The following is a 23,334-nucleotide window of genomic DNA, read 5'->3' as shown; positions in this document are numbered from 1 at the left end:
CTGACGACTCGGAAAATGCGACAAACAAACAACGGTGATCGCTGTTCCGATAAAATCAGAACCCAAGGCGATCCCGCCAATCGGGCCCCGGCTCGACAATGGCGGTCCGCCCGTCGCCCGCAACTTCCAGCGTGATCGAGAGACAGGCCGGCTCATGGGCGAAGCCGCCCGCGTGATCGGGCCACTCGGCGAGCAGCACGGCGCCTTGCCGATAGTCGTCCAACCCGATCTCATCGGCCTCGGACGGATCCTGGAGCCGGTAGAAATCGGCATGGACCAGCGGCAGACGCACGCCCGGACGGCCGGAATCGGGCTCGCCTGCAGGAGACACGTCGCCCTGCGGCGGATCGTAGACTTCGATGATGGCGAAGCTCGGCGACGGCACTTCGCCTTCGTGCCCGAGGGCGGCGATGATGGCGCGGGCGAGCGTTGTCTTGCCCGCGCCGAGACCGCCGGTGAGGGCGACGACGTCATCGGGGCGCAACCGATCGGCAATGGCGCGGCCGAAGCGTTCCATCGCGGCAAGGTCGGGCAATGCAATCTTCACGGAAGCTCCACCAGCGCGCTGGTACCTTGGCCGGGCTCCGAAGCGAGGCGCAGCGCGCCGCCATGCGCCTCGACCAGTTGGCGCGCGAGCGGCAGGCCCAGGCCTTGGCTGCGCTCCACCGACTTGCCGTCGGCGCTGGCCTTCATGCCGTCAAGCGCCAGGGCCACGCTGCGGCTGTCCATCCCCGCTCCCTGGTCCTGGACCAGGATCTGGAGCCATTCCCCGTCACCCGACTTGCGGCGGCCGAGCTGCACCAGGATGCGCTGGCCCTGCCGGGAGGCGGCAATGGCATTGTCGACGAGATGGCCGACGGCCCGCGCAAGCCGCTTGCGATCGCCGGAAATCGGCCGCAGCAGGCCGCTCGCCTGAAGATCCAGCACCAGCCCCGCCTTCTGGAGCCGCGACGCGCGCTCCTCCACCACGGAGCGGATGAAGGGCATCGGGTCGATCTCTTCCTTCTTCAGCGGCAGCAGCCCCGCTTCGCCCTGCGAAAGGTCCAGCAGGCTGTCGATATGATCGCCCAGCGCTTCCACGGAAGTGAGGATCGCCTCGATATATTCGCGCCCGCTGTCCGAAAGCTCGCCGCCGACGCCCGCCTCCAGCAGTTCGGCGAAACCGCCGATCGAGGTGAGCGGCGTGCGCAGTTCGTAGCTCATCTTGGCAAGGAACCGGGTCTTGATCGTATCCGCCTCGATCAGCGCCGCATTGCTCTCGCGCAGCGCGGCCTCGGCCTTCTGCGAATCGGTAATGTCGAGCACGGCCAGCAGCCCGTTGCCATCGGGCAGCGGCACGCCCGCGAACTCCAGCATGCGCCCGTCAGCCAGCGCGATGCGGCCGCCCTTCTGCGCCCGGTCCAGCGTGGCGGTGCGCATGACGCTGCCCACCGTCTCCGCTTCGGCCGGCCGCTTGAGGCGCGGCGCGATCTTCTTGAGCAGGTCCTGCATATGCGGATGGGTGTCGAGAAAGTCGCTGTCGAGCCCCCAGTCGGCGGCGAAGCGGCGGTTCCATATCTGCATGCGCCCGTCCGGCGCGAAGACCGCAATCGATTCGAACAGACTGTCGAACGTGGCCGTGCGGGTGCGCAGAAGGGTATCGCGCACGGCCGACAGGCGCAGCTGCTCGGTGCGGTCCTCGGCGATCAGCATCAGCCCGCCATCGGGCACCGGCTGGGCGACGATGCGCAGATGCGTGCCGTCCGCCAGGGTCCAGGCTTCCTCGCTCGCTTCACCCGAAGCGAACCAGGCCGCCTTCTCACGGCGCCAGGCGGGGAAATCGCGCGCTTCGGGCACGCGCCCGGCATCGCGCGCAGCATCGAGCAGGCGCTCGAAGGCAGGAAGATCCTGCATGGCCTGCGCCGAGAGCTTGAACAGGCGCTGGAACGGCTGGTTGGCGAACGTCAGGCGCTTCTTGGCGTCGAACTGGGCCACGCCTGCCGAAAGCTGATCGAGCAACCCGCGCTGCGCCTCGCGGAAAGCGCGGAACGAGCGCGACATTTCCTCAAGGTCCTCGATATCGACCGCGTATCCCGCGACCCCGTCCTCGCCCAGGGGCAGGTCGCTGACGCGCATCGCGCGGCGCTGGCCGTTGATCGTGGTCGAGACGATGCGCTGGATCGGCGAGCCCTTGTCGGCCGCGACGCGCGCGACTTGCGCCGGGGTAAGGCCGTCGACGTTCTCGACCAGTTCGGTCCCACTGGCCACGACGCCTTGCGCGCTGTCGCCGCCGACCGCGGCGACATAGGCCGAATTGACCAGTTGCAGTTCGCCGTCCGGACGGCGGAACCACATCGGCATCGGCGCCGCCTCGATCAGCGAGACCAGCGCGGTGAAATCCCCCCTCGCCCGCGAGGCTTCGTCGCGTAGGCGGGTGAGTTCGGTCTCGCTGTCGGAAAAGTCGAAGACCCAGACCAGCGCGGCGCCGCCGGGCGAGACTTGCGGGTCGGCCAGATGCCCCCGCAGCGCCAGCGACCGGGTGGACCCGCGCGGGGTCAGCACCATGCGAAAGGGCGTCGCGGTCTTCTGGGTGCGGCGTACGGCCTCGGTCAGCTCTTCCAGCTTCTCTGCCGGCAAGCCCCGCTCGCCCGTGTCGAGTTCGGACAGGAACTGCGGCACTTCGTCCAGCCCCAGCCACTGCGCCAGGCGCGGACTGGCTTCGATTCGCCCGTCGGAGCGGACGAGCAGCGGCGATGCGGGCGATTCCTCGACCATGCGGCCAAGGCGCCGCGCGGAGCGAAGCTGGTTTTCAGCCCGCTTCTGTCGGCTGCGCGCCGTAAGCACGGCCCAGGCCGCCGCCAGCATCCAGGCAGCGAGCAGGAGACCGATCAGGAGGGGTACGAGGCGATCCTGGTCCATTCACCAACGGCTATGATGCGGGGAAGCCCTAAACACAATGGGGAGAACGTCTGTGTTTAGTACGCCTTCGACATCCGTCGAAGGCTTGCGGCACCGGCCCACGCCCCCACCCGACCTCCCACTAGCATATCCTGATGGGAGGTCGGGTGGGGGCGTGGGCCGGTGCCGCATAGGGAATGCCCGAATGGGCATTCCCTACCGAAAGCATCAATAACGGTAGTGGTCCGGCTTGAACGGACCGGCTTCCGGCACGCCGATGTAGTCGGCCTGCTTCTTCGACAGCTTGGTGAGCTTCACGCCCAGCTTTTCGAGGTGCAGCGCGGCGACCTTCTCGTCGAGGTGCTTGGGCAGCACATAGACTTCGTTCTTGTATTCGTCGTTTTTGACGAAGAGTTCGATCTGCGCGAGCGTCTGGTTGGTGAAGCTCGACGACATGACGAAGCTGGGGTGGCCGGTGGCGCAGCCCAGGTTCACCAGGCGGCCCTTGGCGAGCACGATGATCTGCTTGCCGTCCGGGAAAGTGACCAGGTCGGTGCCCGGCTTGACTTCCTTCCAGTCGTAGTTGTCGAGCGCCGAGATCTGGATCTCGCTGTCGAAGTGGCCGATGTTGCAGACGATCGCCTTGTCGCGCATCGCTTCCATGTGCTCGCCGGTGATGACGGCTTCGTTGCCGGTGGCGGTGACGAAGATGTCGCAGCGCTTCACGGCGTCTTCCATGGTGACGACTTCATAGCCTTCCATGGCGGCCTGAAGGGCGCAGATCGGGTCGATTTCGGTGACCATCACGCGGGCGCCGCCGTTGCGGAGCGAAGCGGCCGAACCCTTGCCGACGTCGCCGAAGCCGGCGACGCAAGCGACCTTGCCGGCCAGCATCACGTCGGTGGCGCGACGGATCGCGTCGACCAGCGATTCCTTGCAGCCATAGAGGTTGTCGAACTTCGACTTGGTCACCGAATCGTTCACGTTGATCGCGGGGAACGGCAGCTTGCCGTCCTTGGCGAGGTGGTAGAGGCGGTGAACGCCGGTGGTGGTCTCTTCCGAAACGCCCTTGATGGCCTTGACCGAGGCGGTCAGGTAGCCCGGCTTCGCCTTGAGGAAGGCGTTCAGCGCGCGGACGAATTCGATTTCTTCGGCGTTGGTGGGCTCGAACAGCGGCTCACCGGCTTCGACGCGGGCACCCCAGAGCGCGAACATGGTGGCATCGCCGCCATCGTCGAGGATGAGGTTGGCAGTGAGGTCAGGGTTCTCTTCGGTCGACCAGTCGAAGATCTTGCCGACATAGTCCCAGTAATCGGCCAGCGATTCACCCTTGATCGCGTAGACCGGGATACCGGCAGCAGCGATGGCGGCGGCAGCGTGGTCCTGGGTCGAGAAGATGTTGCAGGTGGCCCAGCGCACGTCGGCACCGAGAGCGACCAGCGTCTCGATCAGTACGGCGGTCTGGATCGTCATGTGCAGCGAGCCGGTGATGCGCGCGCCCTTGAGCGGCTGCGAAGCGCCGAATTCCTCGCGCAGCGCCATCAGGCCCGGCATTTCGGTTTCGGCGATGTTGATCTCGGTGCGGCCGAAATCGGCAAGCGAGATATCGGTAATGGCGTAGTCGTGGGCGATCTGGGCAGTGGCCACGGGAAGCTCCTGGTACGTTGGACGTTGCGTGGAGACGCCGAACGGCAAAGCCCGGCGTCTCGAATGCATGGTCCCTACCCCGTCAGCTTTCGCGACGCAAATATAAAGATATCTTTATATGGCTTCCCGCCCGTTCGCCAAATCCGCCCGAGGGGGCAAATTCGCTCGCAGAAGGCAGCGGAGCCCCCGCCTTCGCGGGGGCTCCCCGATCTTACGCCTTTCCGGCCAGATCGAACCGATCCGCGTTCATCACCTTGGTCCAGGCCGCGACGAAGTCCTTGAGGAACTTCGGCCCTGCATCGGCGCAGGCATAGACTTCGATGAGCGCGCGGAGCTGGGAGTTGGAGCCGAACACCAGGTCCGTCCGCGTTGCCGTCCACTTCTGCGTGTTGCTGGCGCGGTCGGTACCCACGAACGTCTCGTCGGCCTGGTCGTCCACCTGCTTCCACGCCGTGCCCATATCCAGCAGGCCAACGAAGAAGTCGTTGGTGAGCTGCCCTTCGCGATCGGTGAAGACCCCGTCCTTCGAGCCGCCGTGGTTGGCGCCCAGCACCCGCAGGCCGCCGACCAGAACCGTCATTTCCGGCGCGCTGAGGCCAAGGAGCTGCGCCCGGTCGATCAGCAGTTCCTCGGTCGGAACTGTGAAGGCCACCTGCAGGTAGTTGCGGAAGCCGTCGACGCGGGGTTCCAGCACCGCGAAGCCTTCCACATCGGTCTGCTCCTGCGTGGCATCTGTGCGACCGGGCAGGAACGGCACTTCCACGGGCGTTCCCGCATCGGCCGCGGCCTTCTCGATCGCGGCGTTGCCGCCCAGCACGACGAGGTCGGCCACGCTGACTTTCCTGCCTCCGGCCGAACCGTCGAATTCAGCCTTGATGCCTTCGTAGACCTTGAGGACTTTCGCGAGCTTCTCGGGTTCGTTGACCTCCCAGTCCTTCTGCGGGGCAAGGCGGATACGGCCGCCATTGGCGCCGCCGCGGTGGTCCGACCCGCGATATGTCGACGCCGAAGCCCAGGCGGTGGAGACCAGTTCGCCCACGGTCAGGCCCGAAGCGAGGATCTTCTGCTTGAGCGCGGCCACGTCCCCCGTCTCGATCGCGGCATGGTCGGCGGCAGGGATCGGATCCTGCCAGAGCAGGTCTTCCGCCGGAACTTCCGGCCCGAGGTAACGCGCCTTGGGGCCCATGTCGCGGTGGCAGAGCTTGAACCAGGCGCGCGCGAAAGCATCCGCGAAGTGGTTCGGGTCGGCACGGAAGCCTTCCAGGATCCTGCGATATTCGGGGTCGACCTTGAAGGCCATGTCGGCCGTGGTCATCATCGTCGGCACACGGCGTTCGGGGCTATGTGCGCCGGGCGCCATGTCCTCGGGCTTCTGGGCGACAGGCTGCCATTGCTGCGCGCCGGCAGGGCTGCGCACGAGTTCGTATTCGTAATCCAGCAGCATGTGCAGGAAGCTCATGTCCCACTGGATCGGCGTAGGCGTCCACGAGCCTTCGAGACCCGACGTGATCGTGTGATCGCCGAAGCCGCTTTCGTGTCCGCTCTGCCAGCCAAGGCCCTGCTGCGCGATGTCCGCGCCTTCCGGTTCGGCGCCCACTTTCGCCGCATCGCCGGCGCCATGGCATTTGCCGAAAGTATGGCCGCCCGCCGTGAGCGCGGCGGTTTCCTCGTCGTTCATGCCCATGCGCGCGAACGTCTCCCGGATGTCGCGAGCCGAGCCGACCGGGTCGGGATCGCCGCCGGGACCCTCGGGATTGACGTAGATGAGGCCCATCTGAATCGCGGCCAACGGGTTTTCGAGCGCCATCTCCTTTTCGGGCTGGATGCGTGTCTCGGCGCCCTGGCCCACCCATTCTTCCTCGGTGCCCCAGTAGACGTCCTTTTCAGGCTCGAAGATGTCCTCTCGCCCGCCGCCGAAGCCGAAAGTCGGGCCGCCCATCGATTCGATGGCGACATTGCCGGTGAGGATCAGCAGGTCCGCCCAGGAGAGCTTGGCCCCGTACTTCTGCTTGATCGGCCAGAGCAAACGCCGCGCCTTGTCGAGATTGGCGTTATCCGGCCAGGAATTGAGCGGGGCGAAGCGCTGGTTGCCGGAAGAGGCGCCGCCGCGCCCGTCGCCGGTGCGATAAGTGCCCGCGCTGTGCCAGGCCATGCGGATGAAGAAGGGTCCGTAGTGCCCGTAATCCGCCGGCCACCAGGGCTGGCTGTCGGTCATCAGCGCGGTGAGGTCTGCCTTGAGCGCCGCATAGTCGAGCGACTTGAAGGCCGCTGCATAATCGAAGTCGTCGCCGAGCGGATTGGCGCTGGCGCCGCTGGTGCTGAGGATGTCGAGGGAAAGCTGGTTGGGCCACCAGTCACGGTTGGTGCGGCCAAGCAGCGATCTTACCGGCTCGCCGTGCATCGGGCAGCCGCTGGTCTTCGCGTCCATGTCATTCTCCTTCCGGTCGGGTCTGTCGATTCCGTCCTGTCATCGAACGGTTTGGAACTGTCCGCGTCGCACCATCCGGCGCGCTATCGACTGGCCACGGGCGCGCCCGCTCCAGACCGATCCTGAATACCCTTGTCGTCTCCAACCAGGCCTGAAACCCGGCAAGGCCACTCTCCCGGCGCCCTTCGGCACCGCCTGCAGCTTGCCAGATATGCAGCCACGATCAAGCGCCGCACGCCTGCCGGCTCACGCAAAATTCCGATCATCGATCGGGGGGAAAGTGATGAGAGTTCGTTCGAAAGATCGTGACCCGCGAAGTTCGCGGCACCGATCGAACGAGATGCCGGGCCGGGCGTTTTTCCGCCTCCTGTCGCTCTCGGTGGACATGTGGACAGGAGGCGGAAGTGGCAAAGGCAGGTCAGGACCCGCCGTTGCACGCCTGGGGGGAAGGCCGCGGCCCTCCCGCATCTCTGGGACGATCACGTCGCTGCTCCCAACCCCTGCCTGCCGCCCTGCTGCGGCGGGAAGCCCGCGTGGCAATGCCGGAGGAAGAGAGGTTCGTGATCATGTCGCGCTCGCTATCAGCCGGGATTATTACACCCGCAAGACATAATACTCAACATCGTCTCAGGCGATATCGGTGAAGAATTACTGAATTAACCAAGACATCAGCAAATGACATGACTGCAGCATACCAAGATATCACTGCAACATGACTGAAATTCCCCGAACAATTCTAGGTGAGCAGGCCCAAGGCCCAGCGCACGATCAGCACGATCACCCCGCCCGCCAGCGCATAGGCAAGGCAGATCGGCGCCGTGCGGGCGAGTGCCCTCCCCTCGTGTCCGACCAGCCCGACCGTCGCCGTGCCCGCCACGATGTTGTGCGGCGCCATGATGTTGCCGATAGCCGAACCGAGGCTCTGCCCCGCCAGCGCGAGCCAGTGCGGCAGGGTCACGGCATCGGCCGCGGCCACCTGGAAGTTCGCGAAGATGATGTTGGAGGCCGTTCCCGATCCTGTCACGAACGACCCCAGCGCCCCCACCAGGGGCACGGCGAGCGGCCAGGCCTGACCAAACAGGCCGGTCGCCCCAACGGCCAGCGCATCGATCAGCCCGCCGTGAACCATGAAACGCGCCAGGGTCAGCACGGAGACGAGCGCAATCGCCACTTGCGGCAGGCGGCGGAGCGCGGCGAGCATCGACCCGGCGACGAGACGCGGGCGAAAGCCGTTGATCAGCGCCGTCAGCAGGAAGGCCAGCAAGAGCATCGTGCCGGGGTGGTAGAACGGCAGCATCTGGTCTCCGAAGCCCTGCCGGTAGGTCCACTCGACATGATAGGACCGCAGGGCCGTGCGCAGCGGATCGATCAGGCGGCTGGCAAGAATGAGCGCCACCAGCAGAAGATAGGGCAATCCGGCGCGCAGCAGGGCTTTCGTCTCCGGCCCTTGCGCCCGCGCTGTCGGCGGCGCTCCGCGGCGTAGCCAGACGATGAACAGGGCCCCGCCCAGCAGCGCACCGCCCAGCGTCGGCAGTTCGGGCCCGGCCAGCCCCGCGATCAAGGCGGCCGCCGGGAAGAAGCAGGCCGCCGCCATTGCCGCCACCTGCCACGAAGCGGCGCCGCCGTGCCGCAGCGTCGCACTGCCGAGCCTCACGACGATGAGCGCCAGGCTCCAGCCGATGCAGGCATGGAGCAGCAGGATGGCCAGCGATAGCCGCCGCTCGTCGACCGGCCCGGCCTCCACCAGCGGCACCATCGGCGCGCCCACCGCCCCGAAGGAAACGCCCACGACATGGCCGATCAGGGCGACCAGCAGCGCCCGCTCCGGCGCCACGCCCAGCGCGACCAGCATCGGCGCGACGATGGCCACCGGCGTGCCGAAGCCCGAGGCGCCCTCCAGGAACATCGCGAAGAAATAGCCCACCAGCAGCGCCGTGGCCGCCGGATCGGACGATATCGACGATAGCCACTCCCCGATCACCCCGGTGGCGCCGGTCCGCATCTGGTATTCGTGGATGGAGAGCGCGGGAAACACGATCCACAGGATCGTCGCTGCCGTGAAGCCCGCCTCCAGCACGGGCCCGGCCAGATCGGCGGGCGTGTCTCCGAACTGGAAGGCCGCGACCGAGACGATCGCCGCGATCACGGCCGAGGCCGTACCGGCCGCCGCCGCCGACCAGCGCAGCCCCGTCATCAGGAACACGAGCGCCAGGATCGGAACGAGCGCCAGCGCGGCCATCGGCGGGGCTAGTCCCCCTGCCCGGCGGCCAGCGGCTCCTGCGGCACGAGGTCCGGCTCGGGCGGGACGGGATGGCGCGGCGCGCCGCTGCGCTCGAACGTGCTGATATTGTCGATCGTGGTGCCGGCGATGGCGGTCATCGCCTCGCGCGTGAAGAAGCCCTGATGGCCGGTGATGAGCACGTTGGGAAACGTCATCAGCCGCACGAACACGTCGTCGCGGATCACCTGGTCGGACAGGTTCTCGAAGAACAGGTCCTCCTCTTCCTCGTAGACGTCCAGCCCGACATAGCCGACCTGCCCGCTCTTCAGCCCGGCGATCACCGCGCGGGCATCCATCACTGCGCCGCGGCTGGTGTTGATGAGCATGACGCCGCGCTTCATCCGGCCGATCGCCTCCCGGCCGATCAGGTGATGGGTGTCCGGCGTCAGCGGGCAATGGAGGCTGATCACGTCGCAGCGGGCCAGCAGTTCGTCCAGCGGAACATAGCGGCCGCCGATGGCCGTGAGTTCCGGGGTTTCGAAAGGATCGCTGGCCAGCACCTCGCAGCCGAAGCCCTTGAGGATGCGGGCCAGGTTGATGCCGATCTTGCCGGTGCCGATCACGCCGGCCACTTTGCCCCTGAGATCGAAACCGAGCAGGCCTTCGAGGGCGAAGTTGCCCTCGCGCACGCGGGCATAGGCCTTGTGGATCTTGCGGTTGAGCGAAAGGATCAGCGCCGCGGCGTGCTCGGCGATGGCGTCGGGCGAATAGGCGGGAACGCGGCCTATGCGCAGGCCCAGTTCGCGGGCGGCGTCGAGATCGACATTGTTGAACCCGGCACTGCGCAGCGCGATCATGCGCGTTCCGCCGGCGACCAGGATTTCCAGTTCCTCGCGCCCAAGCTGGTCGTTCACGAAAGCGCAGATACAGTCATGACCCCGCGCCAGATGGGCGGTGTGCGAATTCAGGCGCGGCTCCAGATAGAACAACGTGTGACCGGCACCGGCCTCGTCATTGGCCTTGTCAAGGAATTCGCGATCGTAGGGACGCGTGCTGAAGACCGCAACTTTCAAGGAAGTCCTCCTGTCATCAGGACAATTTTCAGATTACCACTGCAATCGGTCCGCACAACCGGAAGAGCCGGGTTCGGCAGACCGCGCCGCTCCGGTCAGCCCGGTGCATGCACACCCCATCCCGAGGCGTGAAGCGAGACCAGTAAGGTTCAGGGTTTGGGCATGACCGCGTCGATCACCGTCAGGTGCTCGGGCGGTCCTTCGGCCACGCGCGAATTGGTGACCAGGATCGTCGTGCCCGGCGCGAGCTGCGCCTTGACCTTCTCGTAGAAGGGGCGCGGCAGGCGCAGGCGATTGACGATCGCCTCGTCCACTTCGCGCCCTTCGTCATCGCCGTGGCCGGGCAGGCCGACATAGACCCAGCGCGGCTTGCCGTCCCGCAGGATCATCGTGATGACGTGGGAGCCGGGATCGTCGTCGTTCACTTCGGCCACGCTGCGGCCGATCTCGATGCCGTTGCGCAGCACGACCACCCGCTGGTCCAGTTTGGAGACGATGATCGACAGCGGCCCGCTGGGCGCAAGCTGCGGGCGCCAGCGATATTGCTCCCCTCCGGACAGCGGGGTGCGGTCGACCGGCCGGCCCTTGTCGTCGAAGGGGACGAGCAGGCTGTTGTCGCTGGTGCGGACGTGCTTCTCGGCATCGCCTTCCACCACGACCGTCACGCCCAGCTTGGTGATGGCGAAAAGCTCCTTCGCGAAGCCATAGGGCATGTGCACGCAGCCATGACTTTCGGGATAGCCCGGAAGTCCTCCGGCATGGAGCGCAACACCGTCCCAGGTCAGGCGCTGCTGATAGGGCATCGGTGCGTTGTTGTAAGTGCTGGACCGGTGCTTCGCGTCCTTCTGGAGGATCGTGAACACGCCGGTGGGCGTGGCATGGCCCGCCTTGCCGCTGGAGACCGTGGTCGCGGCGATCCGCACGCCGTTGCGGTAGACGATGCCGATCTGCCTTGAGAGGTCCACATAGACCATGATCGGCCCGGTCGGCGAAACGTCCGGTGCCCAGACCCATTCGCCGGGTTTGAGGTGCTCCATGCGCCGCGCGAATTCAGGCGGAGACGTCGCTTTCGCGCCCTGCGCATGAGCGGGTGCCGCCGCCAGGGCCATCCACCAGACCGCCGATGCGCAAAGCACCGGCACCTTCAATAGTCGCATCGAAATCCCTGTAGCAGATGAGTTCGCGCCGCCTGGACCGGTGCCGACCTGCTCCGAAGCAGGTCGGCATTCGATCAGCGCACGCGGCCGCGCTGGACCAGGTTCACTATTGCCAGAAGGACCACCGCCCCCAGGAAAGCGACCAGGAGGCCCACGATCGAGAATTCCTTCACCGATCCGCCAATGCCGAACTGGTTGGCGATGAGGTTGCCGATCACCGAGCCCACGCAGCCCACAACGATATTCCAGAAGATGCCCATCGAGGCATCGCGGTTCATGACCAGGCTGGCAAGCCAGCCGGCGATGCCGCCAACGATCAATGCGATAATCCAGCCCATGACGTTCTCCCGACCAATTCCTCGCGACGCGCGGGGACAACTGCTCTGTAGAAATGACTGCGAAGATCTTAAATACCGGGCCCAAGAGAATGAAATCGGCGACTTATCCGAACCTTGAACCCGTCAGACAGGAAGCTGCGCCCGTCTGTTCAAAACGTCAACAGATACATAGACGTTTCTACCGAATGCCCCGCGATCGCGGCGCATTCGGAACCCTGGCGATATTTCACGACGCGCGAATTCACTGTTTCAGTTCCGCCGCGGCATCCTCGAAAGGCCGCCTAGCCGCTCACGCTGTTGTAGCCGCTGTCGACGTAGATCGTCTGGCCCGTCACGAAACGGGCCTTCGGGCCGAGCAGAAAGGCCGCCATGTGGCCGATCTGCTCGATCGTCACCAACTGGTGGAGCGGCGCCTTTTCCGCCGCCAGCCGGATCAGTTCGTCCAGATGCGACAGGCCGGACGCGGCGCGGGTGCGGACAGGCCCGGTCGACAGCGCATTGACGCGAATGCCCGTCGGCCCCAGTTCGTCGGCCAGGTAGCGCACGCTGGCCTCCAGCGCCGCCTTTACCGGCCCCATCAGGCCGTAGCCCGGCACGACTTTCTCCGAGCCGTAGAAGCTCATCGTCAGGATCGAGCCGCCTTCGGCCATGAGCGGTTCGGCAAAGCGCGCAAGCCGGATCAGCGAGTGGCAGGACACGTCCATGGCCTTGGTGAAGCCCTCCACCGAGCTGTCCACGACCCGGCCGTGCAGGTCCTGCTTGGGCGCGAAGGCCACCGAGTGGAGCAGGAAGTCCAGCCGTCCCCAGCGGGCGGCGATCTCGGTGAAAAGCGCCTCCATCTGCTCCGGCGCGGTCACGTCGAGCGGCAGGAAGATGGGCGCGCCAAGGGCCTGTGCCAACGGCTCGACATGGGACCGCGCCTTGTCGCCCTGGAACGTCACAGCCAGCTCCGCACCGTCCGCGCGCAGCGCCTCGGCGCAGCCCCAGGCCAGGGACTGGTCGTTCGCCATGCCCACGATCAGTCCGCGTAAAGGCAATCCGGCCATGCGCCGCTCTCCTTATTCGTGACGAAGTGCGTCGATCGGGTTGAGGCTGGCCGCGCGCTGCGCCGGGAAATAGCCGAAGACCACGCCGATCACCGCCGAAACCGCGAAGGCGCCCAGGTTGACGACCGGATCGAATATCCAGGGCAGGCCCATCAGGGGCGTGGCCACACCCACCACGAGCTGTGCCAGCAGCAGACCGATGACCCCGCCGAGGCAGGAGAGCACCACCGCCTCCACGAGGAACTGCAGCAGCACCTCGTTGGCCACCGCGCCGATCGCGAGGCGAATGCCAATCTCGCGCGTGCGCTCGGTCACCGAGACCAGCATGATGTTCATGATGCCGATCCCGCCCACGACCAGGCTGATGGCAGCGACGGCGGCAACGATCTGAGTGAGCATCGACGTCGTCTGGGTCAGCGTGTCGGAGATCTGCTTGGTGTCGAAGATGTTGAAATCGTCGTCCTTGCCTTCGGTCAGGTGGCGGCGCTCGCGCAGCAGCCTGGTGAGGGTCTGCTGGACCTGCTCGGTGGAATAGTTGTCATCGACGCCGACGAGGATCGTGCGGATGGACGTCGTGCCCAGGAAACGGCGCTGCACCGTCTTGATCGGCATGATGACGATGTCATCCTGGTCGCCGCCGAAGCCGGCCTGTCCCTTGGTGGTCAGCAGCCCGATCACGTCGCAGGACACGTTGCCGATGCGGAAGCGCTTGCCGATCGGGTCGGCATTCCGAAACAGGTTGGTGCTCACTGTCGAGCCGATGATGCACACCGACTTGCCGGCGGTTTCCTCGTCCTCGTTGAACAGGCGGCCCTCCTGCAAGGGCCAGGGCTGGATCTTGAAATAGTCCGAGGTCGTCCCGTTGATCGTGGTGGACCAGTTCGCGCCCTCGTAGATCGCGGTTCCGCTGGAGGAAGCCTGCGGCGCCACGGCCATGACCCCGCCCACCTGCTGGCGGATGGCCACGATATCCGAAGGGTCGAAATCGCGCGGGGACGGACCGCCGCCGCCGCGGCCGAAGCCCTGGCCGGGACGCACCTGGAGGATGTTCGTGCCCAGCGCGGCGATCTGCTGCGTCACCGCCGCCGTCGTCGCCTTGCCCAGGGTCACCATCGAAACCACCGCACCCACGCCGATGACGATGCCCAGCATGGTCAGCAGCGAGCGCAACATGTGCCGCCGGATCGAGCGCAGCGCGAGAAGGAAGATCGTGCCCAGCATCAGCCCGGCACGCCATCGGGTGTTGCGGCCGATGGCCCTGCTGCCGATAGCCCAGCCGCCGGCGCCCCGTTCCCCTGCTCGATGCGGTCGATCAGGCCGTCCTTGAAGTGGACGATCCGCCGCGCATATTCGGCCATGTCGGGCTCATGGGTGACCATCAGCACGGTGATCCCGGAATCGCGGTTGAGCACCGAAAGGAACTCCATGATCTCCACCGAGCGCTGGCTGTCGAGGTTGCCGGTCGGCTCATCGGCCAGCAGGACCTCGGGATTGGTGACGATGGCGCGCGCGATCGCCACGCGCTGCTGCTGCCCGCCAGAAAGCTCTCCCGGCGTATGCCCCGCCCAGTCGGCAAGCCCCACTTTGTCGAGCGCGGCCATGGCCTCCTTGCGGCGGTCCTGCTTGACATCGCCCCGGTAGAGCAGCGGCAGTTCGACGTTTTCCAGTGCGGAAGTGCGCGCCAGGAGGTTGAAGCCCTGGAACACGAAACCGAGATAGCGGCGCCGCAGAAGGGCGCGCTGGTCCCGGTCGAGGCTCTCGACGTGATGGCCATGGAACAGGAATTCGCCGGTGGTCGATACGTCGAGACAGCCGAGAATGTTCATCATCGTCGACTTGCCCGAACCGGACGGTCCCATGACGGCCACGAAGTCTCCCGCCGCGATGTCGAGGTCGACGCCTTTCAACGCCCGGAACGCGGTGGCCCCGGTGCCGAACACCTTGGTGATCCCGCGCAGCGAGATGATCGGGGTGGCGACGGGAGCGCTGCCGGCCATGTGCCCTGCCCTCAGCTCCCGGTCCCGGCAAGCTCGCCGGTGATGACCGGCATGCCCGGCTTGAGATCGCCCGAAACCACTTCGGTCTGCTGGCCATTGGTGCTGCCGGTGACGATCTCGATCGCCTGCGGCTTGCCCTCGGCCGTCAGCACGTAGATCGTCTGGCGCGTCCCCCGGTCGAGCGTGGCGCTCTTGGCCGCGCGCTGGCCGCGGCGGGGCGGGCGGAACCCGATCGCGTCGGTCACGCCGCCGCCCTTCTTCTTGGCATTGCCCGTCGCCTGCGGGCTATAGGACAGAGCCGCGTTCGGGATCAGCATGACGTCCTTCTTGTCCGAAGTGACGATATCGGCCGTGGCGGTCATGCCCGGGCGCAGCTTGAAATCCGGGTTGGCCACGGAAAGATCGGCCGCATAGGACACCACCTGGCCGCTCGTGCTGGTGGTGGAACTGCTGGAAGAACTGGAGGAACTGGCCGAAGATGCCGTGAGGTTGGAGGCGATTTCCACCCGGGTGATCTTCGCCGGGAACGTCTGGCCGGGGAAGGCGTCCACGGTGAAATTGGCGCTCTGCCCCTCGGCCACGGTGCCGACATCGGCCTCGTCGATCGCCACTTCCAGCTTCATCTCGCTAAGGTCCTCGGCGATCACGAACAGGGTCGGCGTGTTGAACGAGGAAGCCACGGTCTGGCCGGGATCGACCTGCCGAGCCAGCACCACGCCCGATACCGGCGAGATGATCCGCGCCCGCGCCCGCTGCGTCTGGTTCTGCGCCAGCGAGGCCTCGGCCGCCACCACATTGGCCTGCGCCGTCTTCACCGCTGCGGCAGCGCGCTGCATGTCGGCGCGTCCGGCCTGAAGCTCGGTCTTCGACGGCACCTTCCCGCCGGACAGGCGCGAGACTTCCTCGAGCCGCGCCAGCTGGGCCTGCGATTCCGCCAGCGTCGCCTTGGCCTGGTCCACTTGCGCGCGATTGGCGTTCAACTGGGCCTGGCCCTGGCGAATCTGGTCCTCGATCTGCTCGGGGTCGATCTCGGCCAGCACTTGCCCGGCCTTCACCCGGTCGTTGACGTCCACCAGCACTTTCACGACGAGGCCGGAAAGCTGCGAGCCCACCGTCACTTGCGTGGTGGGCGCCAGCTTGCCGGTGGCCGAGACGCTGGTGACGAGACGGCCCTTCTCGGCCTTGGTGGTGGCGTAGTTCTGTTTCTCGGTCGTCCCGAAGCAGCGCACGAGCAGGAGCGAGAACAGGACGAGCACCACCAGGCCAGTCCAGAACACCCATTTGCGGCGCCATACCGGCTTCTTTTCCGCACCCAGGAATTCGTCGAGTTTTTCGTCGGCCATCTCAGTTGGTTCCCCGGGGCTCGGTTGCCAGCACGGTGTAGTCGGATGTCGGGTCCCAGCCGCCGCCGAGCGCATCGTAAAGCGCGATCAGGGCGGTCGCCCGGTCGGAATGCGCCTGTACCAACCCGTTGCGGGCGGAGATCAGCGCGCTTTCCTGCGTGTTGAGCGTGGTGAAGTCGGTCAGTCCGCTGCGATACTGCGCACGGGCCAGCAGGGCGGAATTGGTCGAGGCATCGAGCGCGATGGCGAATTGCCGCTCCCGCTCCTCGGCCGATCTCAGGGCGACCACGGCGTTCTCTATATCCTCCAGCGCCGTCAGCACCGAAGAGCGGTAGGCGGCAAAGGCACCGTCCGCCGCCGCCCGGCTGGAGCGGACTTGTGCGTTCAACCGGCCGGCGTTGAAGATCGCCTGGCTGATGCCGCCGAACAGGCCGCCGGTGATCGTGTCGAACAAGTTGCTGAAACTCGACGCATTGGTGTCGAGACTGCCGCTGATGTTGAGCTGGGGCAGCAGCTGCGCCTTGGCGACGCCGATCTGGGCGGTGGTGGCGGCAAGCTGGCGCTCCGCCGAGCGAACGTCGGGCCGCTGGCGCAGGACGTTGGCGGGAATGCCGGCGCCGACCTGGCCGGGGCCCTTGGGGATCGGCTGGACGGTCTGCAGCAGCGGCTTCACCGCCCCCGGCGCCTGCCCGGTCAGCACCGTGATACGCGAGACGGCGGCGTTATATTGCTGCTCGATCTGCGGAATGCCCGCCGCGGTCTGCGCGCGGCTGGCGCGGGCCTGTTCCTGGTCGAGCGAGGACACCAATCCGGCCATGACGCGCCAGCCGGCGATCTGCAGATTGTCGTCCTGAATGGCAAGGCTGGCCCGCGAATTGGCAAGCTGGGCCTGATAGGCACGCGCCAGCACATAGTTGCGCGCCACTTCGCTCTCCACCGTCAGCAGAGTGGTGGCATAGTCGAACCCGGAGGCTTCGAACTGGGCCTTGCTGGCTTCCACCGCCCGGCGATTGCCGCCGAACAGGTCGAGCTGATAGCTGGCATCCAGCCCGAGCGAGAAGCTGGAACTGCCCCCACCGCCGGTCTGCGTGACCGTGCCGTCCGGCAGGGTGATGACGGTGCCGCCGCCACGCAGCGCCTCGGTCCGGCTGACACCGGCCGATCCGCTCGCGGATGGAAACAGAGCGGCCCGGCTCACCACCAGCGATTCCCGCGCCTGGCGCAGGCGCGCCAAAGCCTGTTCGAGATCGAGATTGGCGGCGGCCGCCCGCTCCACCAGTTGCGTCAGGATGGGATCGTCGAAGTTGCGCCACCAGCGCGTCAGGTCTTCGGCCTGCGGGGGCGCCGTCACGGACCATTGGTCCGGCACGCCAAGTTCCGGCGCGCCATGGACCTTGTAATCGGGACCGACCGCGCAAGAGGCAAGCAGGCTTGCCGCGAGCGGGACGATTAGGAAACGATCGAATCCAGCTCGCAAAATCATCGGGCTCCAGGTGATCCCTCGACCAGGGCGAAGATGATCTGTTTCGGGAACAAAGGTCAAGAAGAAGCTTCGGCAATTACAAAGTCTTGTCATCGCCCGCGGTTCCCGACTATCGGCACTTGCGCCGCAGGCCGACCGTCGTACCGACGGGACGCGGCTTTCCGACGGAATTTCATCGGCTGTCGCCATCCCCGGTGCCCGTGCGTTATCCGTCGCCAAGTGCATGACAGTCATGATAAGCGCTCATCAATGCAACGCGAACACCTCGCCGATCTCACCGCCTTCATCGCCGTCGCCGACGAAGGCAGCTTCACGCGCGCCGCCGCCAAGCTCGGGTCCTCGCAATCGGCCTTGAGCCATACGATCCGCCGCCTGGAATCGCGACTGGGCGTGCGCCTGCTGTCGCGCACGACCCGCGCGGTATCCCCCACTGAAGCGGGCGAGCGGCTGCTCGGCACCCTGCGCCCCGCCATGGACGAGATCGCGATGGGGCTGGCCACCGTGAGCGAGCTGCGCGACAAGCCGGCCGGCACCGTCCGCCTGACAGCCTCGGAACACGCGGCCAATTCGGTGATCTGGCCGGCGCTAAGGGGGTTCCTGCCGCTCTATCCCGACATCAACGTGGAACTGAATATCGACGCAGGCTTCGTGGACATCGTCGCCGAACGCTTCGATGCCGGTGTACGGCTGGGCGAATCCATCGCGCGCGACATGATCGCCGTCCGCATCGGCCCGCACGCGCGGCTGGTTCCGGTCGCCTCCCCGGACTATGTCGCACGGCACGGCATCCCCGAAACGCCGCACGACCTCGCCGGCCATCAGTGCATCAACTTGCGCTTCCGCTCGCGCGGCAATCTCTATGCCTGGGAGTTCGAGAAGGACGGGCGCGAATTGACCGTCCGCGTCGACGGCCAGTTGACCTTCGACAGCATGGCGATGATCCTGCGCGCTGCGCTCGACGGAGCGGGGATCGCCATGATGATGGACACTTACGCCAGGCCGCACATCGAATCCGGGCACCTCGTGCCGCTGCTGGACGAATGGTGCCAGCCCTTCTCCGGTTACCACCTCTATTACCCCAGCCGCCGCCAACCTTCGGCGGCGTTCCGGCTGGTGGTGGACGCCTTGCGCTATCGCGGAGAATAGGGGCGGAAACGGATCTATCGGTCTCTTCGTGGCACTTGCCAAATCATGGCCCTGCTTTAGGCAGGACGGACCAGACCGGGAGAGCTGGAAACCATGATGAGACGGACCCTGAAAGCCTGCGCTGCGCTGGCCGCTTCCTTTTTTGCTGCGTCGATATTTACAGTCTCGACAATGGCAGGGCCTGCCCCCGCCACGATGGCTGGCACCGCCGTGCTCGATTGTCCGCTTCGCGATGCTCCGTTCTCCGCGGATTCCCCGCTGATAGACCTGCTGCTCAGCCCGGAGGCCAAAGCCATCGTCTCGCGTGACATGGGTGCCGCGCTGGACCGTGCCCCGCCGCGTTTCATGGGCACCCAGACGCCCAGCTTCGCCGCCATTCTCACTTTGCGCAAGGCCGCCGGGTTCTTCGGCATGCCCGCCGATGCGGTGGACCGCGCCGACGGCGAATTGCGCAAGCTGGCGGTCACCGACGCCGATCGCAGGGCCCGCTGCGCGCGCTACGACGACGACCGTCTGGAGATTCCCGCCGCCAGGAAATCCGCAGACGGCAAATCCGCAGAGGGCAAATCCGCAGACGGCAAATCCGCAGACGGCAAATCCGCAGGCGGCAAATCCGCAGACGGCAAATCCGCAGGCGGCAAATCCGCAGAAGGCAAATCTGCAGCCGGGGCACCGCGCCTGCTGATCTTCGAAAAGATCAACGGCTTCAAGGACACCCCCGGCGTGGAAGCCGCGCATGCCCTCTTCGTTGACCTCGCCCGGGAGAACGGCTGGAGCGTGACTTCCACCGAAAAGGGCGGGGCCATCCGCGCCGAGACCCTGCGCAATTTCGACGCGGTGATCTGGAACAACGTCAGCGGCGACGTGCTCACCCTCACCCAGCGCAAAGCCCTGCAGGCCTATCTCGAAAATGGCGGCGGTTTCCTGGCCGTTCATGGCTCAGCGGGGGATCCGGCCTATTTCTGGGACTGGTACGCCGATACCCTGATCGGCGCGCGTTTCGCCGGCCATCCGATGTCGCCCCAGTTCCAGGACGCGAAAGTCCGGCTGGAAACGCCTTCCTCGCCGCTCGCAAAGGGGCTTCCCGCGCAATGGACGATGAACGACGAATGGTACTCGTTCACCACCAATCCGCGCAAAGCCGGCGCCAAAATCCTGGCCACTCTGGACGAAAATACTTACGCCCCCAAGGGCGTGGGCGGGCAGGACCTGCGCATGGGCGACCACCCGATCGCCTGGAGCAAGTGCCTGGGCAAGGGCCGGATGTTTTACTCAGCGATCGGGCACCGGCCGGAAACGTACAGTATCCCGGAATACCGGACGATGGTGAAGAACGCCCTGGCCTGGGTTTCGCAGCGGGAGGCGTGCGTAGCAGGAGAATGATCGCTGCCGATCATGGCAGGGTCTTGCCACGTCCCCTTTGTTAGCGCTACCTCCACCCCGCCGAAAACCCGCCGCGCGATCTTGCAGGCAGATCGGACCTGTAAGTTCAGACCTGGACGTTCAGGCCCGAAACACAAGGTAGGCGCGTCCCATGGGAGTGGACCGGAAGCGATGATCATCCTCGAAGCGCAAGGCTATCGACTCGAACTGGCACCGGAACGCGGCGGCGCCGTGCTGCGGCTGGACTGGCATGGCGAACCCCTGATGCGCCCCGCCTGCGGCAGCACGATCTTCGATGTCGGGAGCTTTCCGCTGGTGCCCTTCTCCAACCGCATCTCCAAAGGCCGCTTCAACACCGGCGCGCGCAAAGGCACGATTGCGCCGAACTTCCCGGGGTCCGACCACCCCCATCCGCTGCACGGCTTCGGTTGGCTCACGGCCTGGTCAGTGATCGAACAAGACGACAACCACGCCTTGCTGGAGCACACTTACCCCGGCGGTGAATGGCCCTGGCCCTACCGCGCGCGGCAAACCTTCGAACTCGGTGCGCAAGGGTTGACCAACAGGCTCAGCATCACCAACCAGGGCGATGCACCGATGCCGGCGGGCCTCGGCTTCCACCCCTATTTTCCCCGCGACGCCGAAACCGTCTATCGCGGACTGCATCGCGGAGAATGGTACAACACGCCTGACTGCCTGCCGAGTTCGCTTGACGAGCATGAGGAAGCGATCGACTGGTGGCAGGGCGAACCCGTGGACACTCGCGCCGTCGACACCGCCTATACCGGCCGCGAGGGCATGCTCGAAATCGACTGGCCGGCACGCGGCCTCGGCCTGACGATCGCGCCTTCCGAGGAATTGACGACGACGGTGGTCTTCACGCCCGAGGGTCAGGACTACTTCTGCGTGGAGCCCGTCAGCCACGCCACCGACGCCATCAACCGCGCGCCGGAAACACTGGCCTGGCTCGAACCCGGCCAGACCGCCACCGTCAGCATGACCCTTTCCGCCCGCACCCTGCCCCCTGCCGCATAATCCTGTCGGGCCACGGCAAGGTCGGAGTGCCGCGTCAGGTGTCGCGGCGCGCGCCGGGTCCGAAATGCGCGGTCAGTTCGTAAGCCCCGGCGACGAAGAGCTGCCGTACATAAGTGATCGGCTCGGAGCCGCGCCACGTCTTGCGCTCCACGCAAAGACACGGCGCGCCGGGTTCGACCGCCAGCAACCGCGCCTCCGTCGCACCGGCACCCGTCGCGGTGATGCGGGCGTCGGCCTCGGTCCAGGGCACATGCTCCAGGAGCCAGGTTCCGGGCGAGGAACCCGTGAAATCGGCGTCGAGGATTTCCGGCACGGCGGTCAGGTTCACGAAGCGATGCTCCAGCGCAAAAGGCGCGCCGTCCGCGAAGTGAATGCCCTCCAGTTCCAGCAGCGGCACGGAACCATCGACCTTCCATTCCATCGGGGCCTGCGCCCGGCCCGTTGCCGCGTGCATTTCGCGCCGCAGCGCCAGATCGAAGCGATAGGCCTGGCCGCGCTCGGCCACTTGCGCGCCGAGGTCGGGAATATCCATGGCCATGGAATGCACGCGCGGGCGGGCGACGAAAGTGCCGGCCTTCTTGCGGCGGTCCACCAGGCCAGCCGTGGCCAGCGCCGAAAGCGCCTTGTTCACCGTCATGCGCGCACAGTCGTAATGCGCCATAAGCGCCTGCTCGGTCGGCAGCCGTTCGCCGGGCGCCAGCGCGCCCGCGAGAATCCGCGTCTCGAAATCCTGGCGGATGCGTTCGTGGAGCGGTCTATTCACCCGATCAGCCTGCCCAACCTGTCCCTGTAACGCCGGACGACCTCTTGTCGCGCGCGGTGCCGGCCACCGCTTACCACCTGCGCGCCGAAGCGCCACACGCAATCCACGGCCCCGCGCCCGGCCGCGAAGACCAACCCGTCGAGCAGCCGATCCGCGCCGCGCGCCGTGAGCGAGGGATGGTCGAGGTCCAGCGACAGGGCATCGAACGGCAAGCCGATGGAAAGCCCGCTCTTTACCCCCAGCGCCCGCGCGCCGCCGCGGAGCGCCTGGCCCCAGAGCGCCTCGCCCGTGGAGGGCATGGCGGGGCTGAAGAGGATATTGCGCCCGCGATGATGCAGCCGCTGGCCATATTCGAAAAGGCGCAGTTCCTCGGTCGCATCGATCATCACGTTCGAGTCGCTGCCGGCACCCCAGCAGCCGCCCGCGGCAAGGAAGTCCCGCGCCGGAAAGAGGCCGTCACCCAGATTGGCCTCGGTCACCGGGCATAGCCCCGCCACGGCGCCGCTGCGGGCCATCCGCCGCGTTTCCTCCGGGGTCATGTGCGTGGCGTGGACGAGGCACCAGCGATGGTCCACCGCGGCATTGTCCAGAAGCCAGGCGACCGGACGGCTACCGCTCCAGGCAAGGCAGTCCTCCACTTCGCGGACCTGCTCGGCAATGTGGATGTGGATAGGGAGGCCGCCTGCCATGCTTTCGAGCGCACCAAGCTGCTGCGGCGACACGGCGCGCAGGCTGTGCGGAGCAAGGCCGACCACCGGCTCATCCAGTCCCTTGACCGCCGATCGGGCGCCTTCCAGCAGGCGCGCAAAGCCGTCGAGGTCGTGGAGGAAACGCCGCTGCCCTTCGCTCGGAGCCTGCCCGCCGAAGCCGGAATGGGCGTAGAAAACCGGCAGCAAGGTCAACCCGATGCCGGTTTCCGCCGAAGCGCGGGCAATGGCGGCGCTCATTTCCGCCGGATCGTCGTAAGCCCGGCCGTCCGGGGCATGATGGAGATAGTGAAACTCGCCCACCCGCGCGAAGCCGCTCTCCAGCATCTCCACGTAGGCCATGGCGGCCACGGCCTGGAGGTCGTCCGGGTCCATGCGGTCGAGGAAGCGGTACATCACGTCCCGCCAGGTCCAGAAGCTGTCGTCGGTCGCCCCGCGGCGTTCGGCCAGGCCGGCCATGCCGCGCTGGAAGGCATGGCTATGCAGGTTGCCCAGCGCCGGGATCACGCAGCCATGACGCTCGTCGCCCGCGCGCACCGCCGTATCGCGCTCGATGGCGGCGATCCGCCCGTCCCGGAGTATGAACCGCACGTCACTGGCCCAGCCCTGCTCCAGCAAGGCAAGGTCGGCAAATATCGCGGAGGACGTGGCTTCGGGCGAAATGGCGGACATCGCTTTCGGGGCTCCTTC

At 66.4% G+C, this 23,334-nt stretch carries 18 protein-coding genes; 3 read left to right on the top strand and 15 right to left on the bottom strand.

The window, feature by feature from the left end; genetic code table 11:
* Positions 1-55: 55 nt before the first annotated feature.
* The 13 genes from tsaE to ACZ1J6_RS09120 form a co-directional block, all read right to left on the bottom strand.
* Positions 56-547 carry a tRNA (adenosine(37)-N6)-threonylcarbamoyltransferase complex ATPase subunit type 1 TsaE gene (gene tsaE, locus ACZ1J6_RS09180; protein WP_431568362.1) on the bottom strand — a complete coding sequence of 164 codons (492 nt, stop codon included), beginning with the start codon at positions 545-547 and terminating at the stop codon, positions 56-58.
* A complete protein-coding gene (locus ACZ1J6_RS09175; protein ID WP_132262090.1) occupies positions 544-2,898 on the bottom strand; it encodes a sensor histidine kinase in 2,355 nt (784 codons plus the stop codon). The genes tsaE and ACZ1J6_RS09175 overlap by 4 nt, the downstream gene beginning before the upstream one ends.
* Positions 2,899-3,105: 207 nt before the next feature.
* Complete coding sequence (gene ahcY, locus ACZ1J6_RS09170; RefSeq protein WP_207912788.1) at positions 3,106-4,524, bottom strand: adenosylhomocysteinase; 1,419 nt, start codon at positions 4,522-4,524, stop codon at positions 3,106-3,108.
* 211 nt (positions 4,525-4,735) lie between these two features.
* On the bottom strand, positions 4,736-6,952 hold the full coding sequence (katG, locus tag ACZ1J6_RS09165; RefSeq protein ID WP_431568797.1) for a catalase/peroxidase HPI: 2,217 nt from the start codon (positions 6,950-6,952) through the stop codon (positions 4,736-4,738).
* 736 nt (positions 6,953-7,688) lie between these two features.
* Positions 7,689-9,191, bottom strand: coding sequence for an L-lactate permease (locus ACZ1J6_RS09160; RefSeq protein ID WP_431568796.1), 1,503 nt, complete (start codon positions 9,189-9,191; stop codon positions 7,689-7,691).
* An 8-nt stretch (positions 9,192-9,199) separates the two neighbouring features.
* Complete coding sequence (locus ACZ1J6_RS09155) at positions 9,200-10,246, bottom strand: 2-hydroxyacid dehydrogenase (protein WP_134094992.1); 1,047 nt, start codon at positions 10,244-10,246, stop codon at positions 9,200-9,202.
* A gap of 149 nt (positions 10,247-10,395) precedes the next feature.
* Entirely contained in the window at positions 10,396-11,355 is a 960-nt protein-coding gene (locus tag ACZ1J6_RS09150; RefSeq protein WP_243654113.1) for a L,D-transpeptidase family protein, read from the bottom strand.
* Positions 11,356-11,477: 122 nt separating this feature from the next.
* Complete coding sequence (locus tag ACZ1J6_RS09145) at positions 11,478-11,741, bottom strand: GlsB/YeaQ/YmgE family stress response membrane protein (RefSeq protein ID WP_132262080.1); 264 nt, start codon at positions 11,739-11,741, stop codon at positions 11,478-11,480.
* A 281-nt stretch (positions 11,742-12,022) separates the two neighbouring features.
* Positions 12,023-12,787 (bottom strand): enoyl-ACP reductase FabI, encoded by a 765-nt coding sequence (gene fabI, locus ACZ1J6_RS09140; protein WP_132262078.1) that lies wholly within the window; start codon positions 12,785-12,787, stop codon positions 12,023-12,025.
* Positions 12,788-12,799: 12 nt separating this feature from the next.
* Complete coding sequence (locus ACZ1J6_RS09135; protein ID WP_431568795.1) at positions 12,800-14,008, bottom strand: ABC transporter permease; 1,209 nt, start codon at positions 14,006-14,008, stop codon at positions 12,800-12,802.
* Positions 14,008-14,784, bottom strand: a complete 777-nt coding sequence (locus tag ACZ1J6_RS09130; protein WP_431568794.1) for an ABC transporter ATP-binding protein — start codon at positions 14,782-14,784, stop codon at positions 14,008-14,010. The genes ACZ1J6_RS09135 and ACZ1J6_RS09130 overlap by 1 nt, the downstream gene beginning before the upstream one ends.
* A gap of 11 nt (positions 14,785-14,795) precedes the next feature.
* A complete protein-coding gene (locus ACZ1J6_RS09125; protein ID WP_132262072.1) occupies positions 14,796-16,127 on the bottom strand; it encodes an efflux RND transporter periplasmic adaptor subunit in 1,332 nt (443 codons plus the stop codon).
* Position 16,128: 1 nt separating this feature from the next.
* A complete protein-coding gene (locus tag ACZ1J6_RS09120) occupies positions 16,129-17,610 on the bottom strand; it encodes an efflux transporter outer membrane subunit (protein WP_431568793.1) in 1,482 nt (493 codons plus the stop codon).
* A 249-nt stretch (positions 17,611-17,859) separates the two neighbouring features.
* Between ACZ1J6_RS09120 and ACZ1J6_RS09115 the strand changes: the two genes are divergently transcribed.
* From ACZ1J6_RS09115 to ACZ1J6_RS09105, 3 genes are all read left to right on the top strand, one after another.
* Positions 17,860-18,756 (top strand): LysR family transcriptional regulator, encoded by an 897-nt coding sequence (locus ACZ1J6_RS09115; protein WP_132262068.1) that lies wholly within the window; start codon positions 17,860-17,862, stop codon positions 18,754-18,756.
* A gap of 195 nt (positions 18,757-18,951) precedes the next feature.
* Positions 18,952-20,139, top strand: a complete 1,188-nt coding sequence (locus ACZ1J6_RS09110; protein ID WP_465128056.1) for a ThuA domain-containing protein — start codon at positions 18,952-18,954, stop codon at positions 20,137-20,139.
* 171 nt (positions 20,140-20,310) lie between these two features.
* Positions 20,311-21,174 carry an aldose 1-epimerase gene (locus ACZ1J6_RS09105; protein WP_431568791.1) on the top strand — a complete coding sequence of 288 codons (864 nt, stop codon included), beginning with the start codon at positions 20,311-20,313 and terminating at the stop codon, positions 21,172-21,174.
* Between the two features lie 34 nt (positions 21,175-21,208).
* Here the strand turns inward: ACZ1J6_RS09105 and hutC are convergent, their stop codons facing one another.
* Together hutC and ACZ1J6_RS09095 are read right to left on the bottom strand one after the other, a co-directional pair.
* Positions 21,209-21,937, bottom strand: a complete 729-nt coding sequence (gene hutC / locus ACZ1J6_RS09100) for a histidine utilization repressor (protein WP_132262063.1) — start codon at positions 21,935-21,937, stop codon at positions 21,209-21,211.
* The gene (locus tag ACZ1J6_RS09095) at positions 21,934-23,316 is read right to left on the bottom strand and encodes a formimidoylglutamate deiminase (RefSeq protein WP_431568790.1); all 1,383 of its coding nucleotides are present in this window, start codon (positions 23,314-23,316) and stop codon (positions 21,934-21,936) included. The genes hutC and ACZ1J6_RS09095 overlap by 4 nt, the downstream gene beginning before the upstream one ends.
* Between the last annotated feature and the right edge of the window lie 18 nt (positions 23,317-23,334).

It is taken from the genome of Novosphingobium sp. BL-S-21, assembly GCF_055521655.1.
This window is presented reverse-complemented; position numbering and strand designations above follow the sequence as displayed.